2 protein-coding genes and 1 pseudogene are annotated in these 4,230 nt (G+C 67.5%); 1 reads left to right on the forward strand and 2 read right to left on the reverse strand.

Annotation, left to right across the window (positions count from 1 at the left end; translation table 11 throughout):
* Positions 1 to 460 (forward strand): annotated as a pseudogene (locus XM50_RS20295) (TetR/AcrR family transcriptional regulator); the annotation flags it as partial.
* Positions 461 to 494: 34 nt separating this feature from the next.
* Here the strand turns inward: XM50_RS20295 and XM50_RS00575 are convergent.
* Positions 495 to 3,512: a TonB-dependent receptor domain-containing protein gene (locus XM50_RS00575; protein WP_052742305.1), complete on the reverse strand. Its 3,018-nt coding sequence runs from the start codon at positions 3,510 to 3,512 to the stop codon at positions 495 to 497.
* Positions 3,513 to 3,603: 91 nt separating this feature from the next.
* Positions 3,604 to 4,230, reverse strand: a 627-nt coding sequence (locus tag XM50_RS00580; RefSeq protein WP_046406497.1) for an MFS transporter, incomplete at its 5' end; no start/stop codon positions are given.

Raw genomic sequence — 4,230 nt, forward strand, 5'->3', positions numbered from 1 at the left:
CAAGGACGATCTGGTCCTCGCGTGCTTCCAGCGTAGCTATGAGACGATCGCGCGGGCGCTGAGTGACGCGGGCGCCGCGGGCGGCACCATGTGGGATCGTCTGTCGCGCGCGCTGACGGCGCTGATCGAGGTGCAGTTTTCCGGCGATGCCCCGCTGATGCGCACCACCGCGCTCGCCACCTTGCCCGCCACCCACCGGGGTGAGGTGATCAGCCAGTCCAACATTTTCGCGCTGCGTTTCGCCGGGGTCATCATCGACGGGATCAGCGAAGGGTCGATCCGGCCCGTCGACCCGCTGATCGCCAGCCAGATGGCGATGGCGATGCTCAACCGCGCGGTCGACCTGCAGGAATGGGCCACGCGCGTCGGGCCGGCGCGCGCGACCGCGATCTACGCCGAGATCTTCGCCCACGGGATGCTGCCCGGCGGCCAGTCCCCGGCGGGCGCGGACGCAGCATAACCGCGCCCGCACCCTCCGGTCAGATCGTCACCGATCAGAACTTCTTCGTCACGCCGACCTTCCACTGGCGGCCCAGCGCATTGCCCGTGAACGGATCGTAATTGAGGTCGAGCCGCGCGAAGCTCGGGTCGCGGTCGGTGATGTTCAGCATCGAGAAGCTGACGGTGGTGCCGTCGATCGGCTCGACCCGCAGGGTGAAGTCCACCGTCGCCCAGTCCGAGATCCGCTGGCCGCGCGCGATCACCGGCGCACCGGGCAGCTCGCGCCGCGGGGCAAAGGGCAGGGCACGCTGGTCGACATAGCCGTCGATATAATTGAAGGTGAAGCGCGCATCGACGCGATCGACCCCGAACTGGGCATAGGCCTGCCCACGCCAGCGCGGGATCGGATAGGCGCTGGTCTGGTAATTGAGCTTGCCCACTGCATCGAACGCCGGCTGCACCAGCACGTTCTCGACCACCAGGTCGCTGGTCTTGTAGTCGATGACATAGGTCGCCGTGACACCCAGGCCCAGCCTGCCGCCCAGCACGTCCTCCTGGTCATAATTGGCCAGGAAATCGAGGCCCGAGTTCGTCACCTTGGCGCCGTTCAGATAATAGGTATCGAGCCGTGCGACATTGTTGATCCCGCACGCTCCGTCGAACGTGAAGCGCGCCTGCAGCGCGGCAAAGGCGGGATTGTTGCAATTGGCCGATCCGCTCGCCCCGAACAGCGCATTGGTCATGCCCGATACCGGGTCGGCGCCGATCAGGTCGGTCAGCTCATACCGGAAATAGTCGACGCTGACGCTGAGCCCGCCCGTCTTGATGATCGCGCCGGCGGAATAGTTGGTCGCTTTCTCCGGGCGCAGATTGGCATTGTTATAGACGCGCACCGCGCGCGACGAACTGCCGATGACCTGCAACGAGGTGACGAAGCCATCCTGCAGCAGCGTGTCGGGCGGCCCGCGGAACGTGGTGCCGACCGAGCCGCGCAGCGCCAGCCAGTCGGTCGTCTGCCAGCGCAGCGTCGCCTTGGGGTTGAAGGTCGATCCCACCCCGCCGCCATAATCCTCGTAGCGCGCGGCCAGCTGCAGATCGAGCGTGTCGAGGATCGGCGCGCGCACTTCGGCGAACAGCGCATAGACGTCGCCCCTCACCGACAGCGGCCGGCTGGAGCCGAGATAGGCGAGCGGCCCGGGCTGCGGCGAACAGGTCAGGTTGCCCGTGACCGGCGTGTCGAGGCACGGCGTGATGTCAAGGTTGTTGAACGCACCATAATTGGAATCGTAGGATTCGCGGCGATATTGCCCGCCCACGGCGAAGGACAGGTCGCCGCCCGGCAGCGTGATCGGGGTGCGGCCGCTCACCGACGCCTCCGCCACGAACAATTGCGTGACGAAGCTGCTGCGCGACTGTTCGTACAGCCAGCGCGACAGTTCCGGCGAATTGGCGACCGCGGCATTATAGCCGGGGTTGGCGACGCCGGTCACCGCATTGCGCTCGATCGCATTGCTGAACGGGTTCAGGAACTGGCATCCGCCCGTGCCCGCGGTGCCGGTGATGCGGTTGCAGTCCGGCCCGCCGAACCCGCGCAGGCCCAGCTGCACGCGGTCGACGATCGTATCCATGTTCATCGTCTGGCGGGTGTAGCGATGGTACATGCCCGACACGTCGAAATTGAGCGCATCGTTGAGCGCGCCGGTCAGCGCGCCGGTGAAGCGGATCGATTCCGATTCACGCCAGCCCGAACTGTCGACGCCATTGGCCCCGCCCAGCAGGAACGGCCGGAACAACAGCGCCGGGAAGGTAGCGCCCGCCACCGGAATGCCGGCGACGCTGGTCGGCAGCGCGCCGGGGTTCGCCGCGGCATAAGCGGCATAGCCGGGGTTGCTCGCGGGGACGAAGAAGCCGGCCTGCGCCGTCGCGCCGAAGCTGCCCGGCAGCGTATAGGCCGATGGCCGCTGCAGGATGGCGTAGGAGGGGGAGCTGCGCTGGTGCGGCACTTCCGACCAGCCATAAAGCGCGGTGACCTCCAGCTCGATGTCCGGCGTCACGTCGACGCCCACTTCCAGATACGCCTGCAGCCGGTTCTCGGTGTCGGTCAGCGCATTGAAACCGAGATACTGGTTGGCGCAGCGCTGGTTGGGGACGCCGTTGTTGGACAGCGCCACCCCGCCCAGCGGGACGCAGCCCGCGTCGAGGCGCAGGCCAGCGGCCGGCGCGCCATTGCCGAACACGGGCAGGAACACGCCGGGATTGCCGCTCTGGGTGAAGCCGTTCTCGGGATTGTTGGTATAGGATCCGATCGCGAAATCGCGGTCGGTGACCATCAATTCGCTGCGATGCTGGAACCCGAAGGAGCCAAGGACGCGCAGGCCGTCCTGATTGTGTCCGAACGCCGCGCTTGCCGTCCAGTCGCCGTTCGATCCCTTGATGCCCTTGTAGTCGCCGCTGACCACCAGTCCCTTCAGCGACCGGTTGGTGATGAAATTGACCACGCCGGCGATCGCGTCCGACCCGTAGGTGGCGGCCGCACCGTCCTTCAGGATGTCGATCCGCCCGATCGCCGCCAGCGGCAGCAGGTTCACGTCGACGGTCGGCACGCCATTGCCCGCGCGCACCAGCCGCCGGCTGTTCAGCAGGACGAGCGTGCGGGACGGGCCAAGACCGCGCAGGTTGATGCTGGCGATGCCCTCGGCGCCCTGGCTGCGGTTGTCGAACTGGTTGGAATCGCCCAGCGTGCCATTGGCGACCGGCAACGCCTTCAGCAGCTCGACGACGCTGGGGCTGCCCTGCCGCTGAAGCTCGCCGGCGGTGATGACGTCGACGGGCAGCGCCGAATCCTCCCGCTGCCCGCGGATCAGTGATCCCGTGACGATGATGTCGGCGGCGGCCTGGTCGTCCAGCGGCGGCTGCACCGCGGTGGACTGCGGCGGGGTGATCGACGGCGCCGGGGCGGGCACCGTGCCGGCCGGCGGGACATTGGTATCGACCGTTTGCGCGATGGACGCGGCGGGCGCGGCAATGGTCAACAGGGCGCCGCTCGTGAGCAGCCAGGAACGCAACGGCATTATATATCTTCTCCTTGGGACCCCGATCTTGCGCGGGTGTTGGTTGAGCGGCGTCGGGCCGCTGGCCTTTCGTGGGGCAGGCCTGTTCTGGTCAGCTGCTGGGCAGCACCGTCGGTGGCAGGCGCGTGGGCTCGCCGGCGCGGGCGGACAGATCCTCCACCACCGCGCTCTCGCGCACGCGGCGGACATTCTCCTCGTGCCGGGCGCGATCGATCCGGTAAAATGAGAGGAAGACGATGGCGATCGCCCACAGGATCGCGATCGTCGGCATGTACAGCCAGACCAGCCGGTCGATCACCTCCGGCGCGATCTGTCCGGGGATCGCCTTTTCGGGAAATCCCGACAGGCTCAGCAGCAGCCCGGCGCCAAGCACGCCGAACCCGCTGGTGCACGTCTTCATGAAGGCGTTGGCGGCAAAGAAGGTACCGGCGGCATGGCGACCCGTGCGGACCATGCTGTCCTCCACCACGTCGGCGATCATCGCGCTCGTCATGATCTGCGAGGTCGCCGAAAAGGTGCCGAAGATCGTCGCAAAGGCGAACAGGGTCGCCACCAGCGGCCCCTCCGGCTCGATCGGCAGGAACAGGCCCAGTTGGCGAAGGAACAATGGCATCAGGCCGAGCGACACGCCCAGCGCCGCCGCGACGACGGCGACGGCGCGCTTGCCGAAGCGGCGCGCGGCACGCGGCGCCAGGAACAGCGCGATCAGCGCGGCGAT

Origin of the sequence: Sphingomonas sp. Ag1 (assembly GCF_000980895.1) — a bacterium.
Lineage (GTDB): Bacteria > Pseudomonadota > Alphaproteobacteria > Sphingomonadales > Sphingomonadaceae > Sphingomonas > Sphingomonas panaciterrae.

Coding starts and splice junctions, on each gene's coding strand:
- XM50_RS00575 (WP_052742305.1), bottom strand. CDS start 3,512: ATGCCGTTGCGTTCCTGGCTGCTCACGAGCGGCGCCCTGTTGACCATT.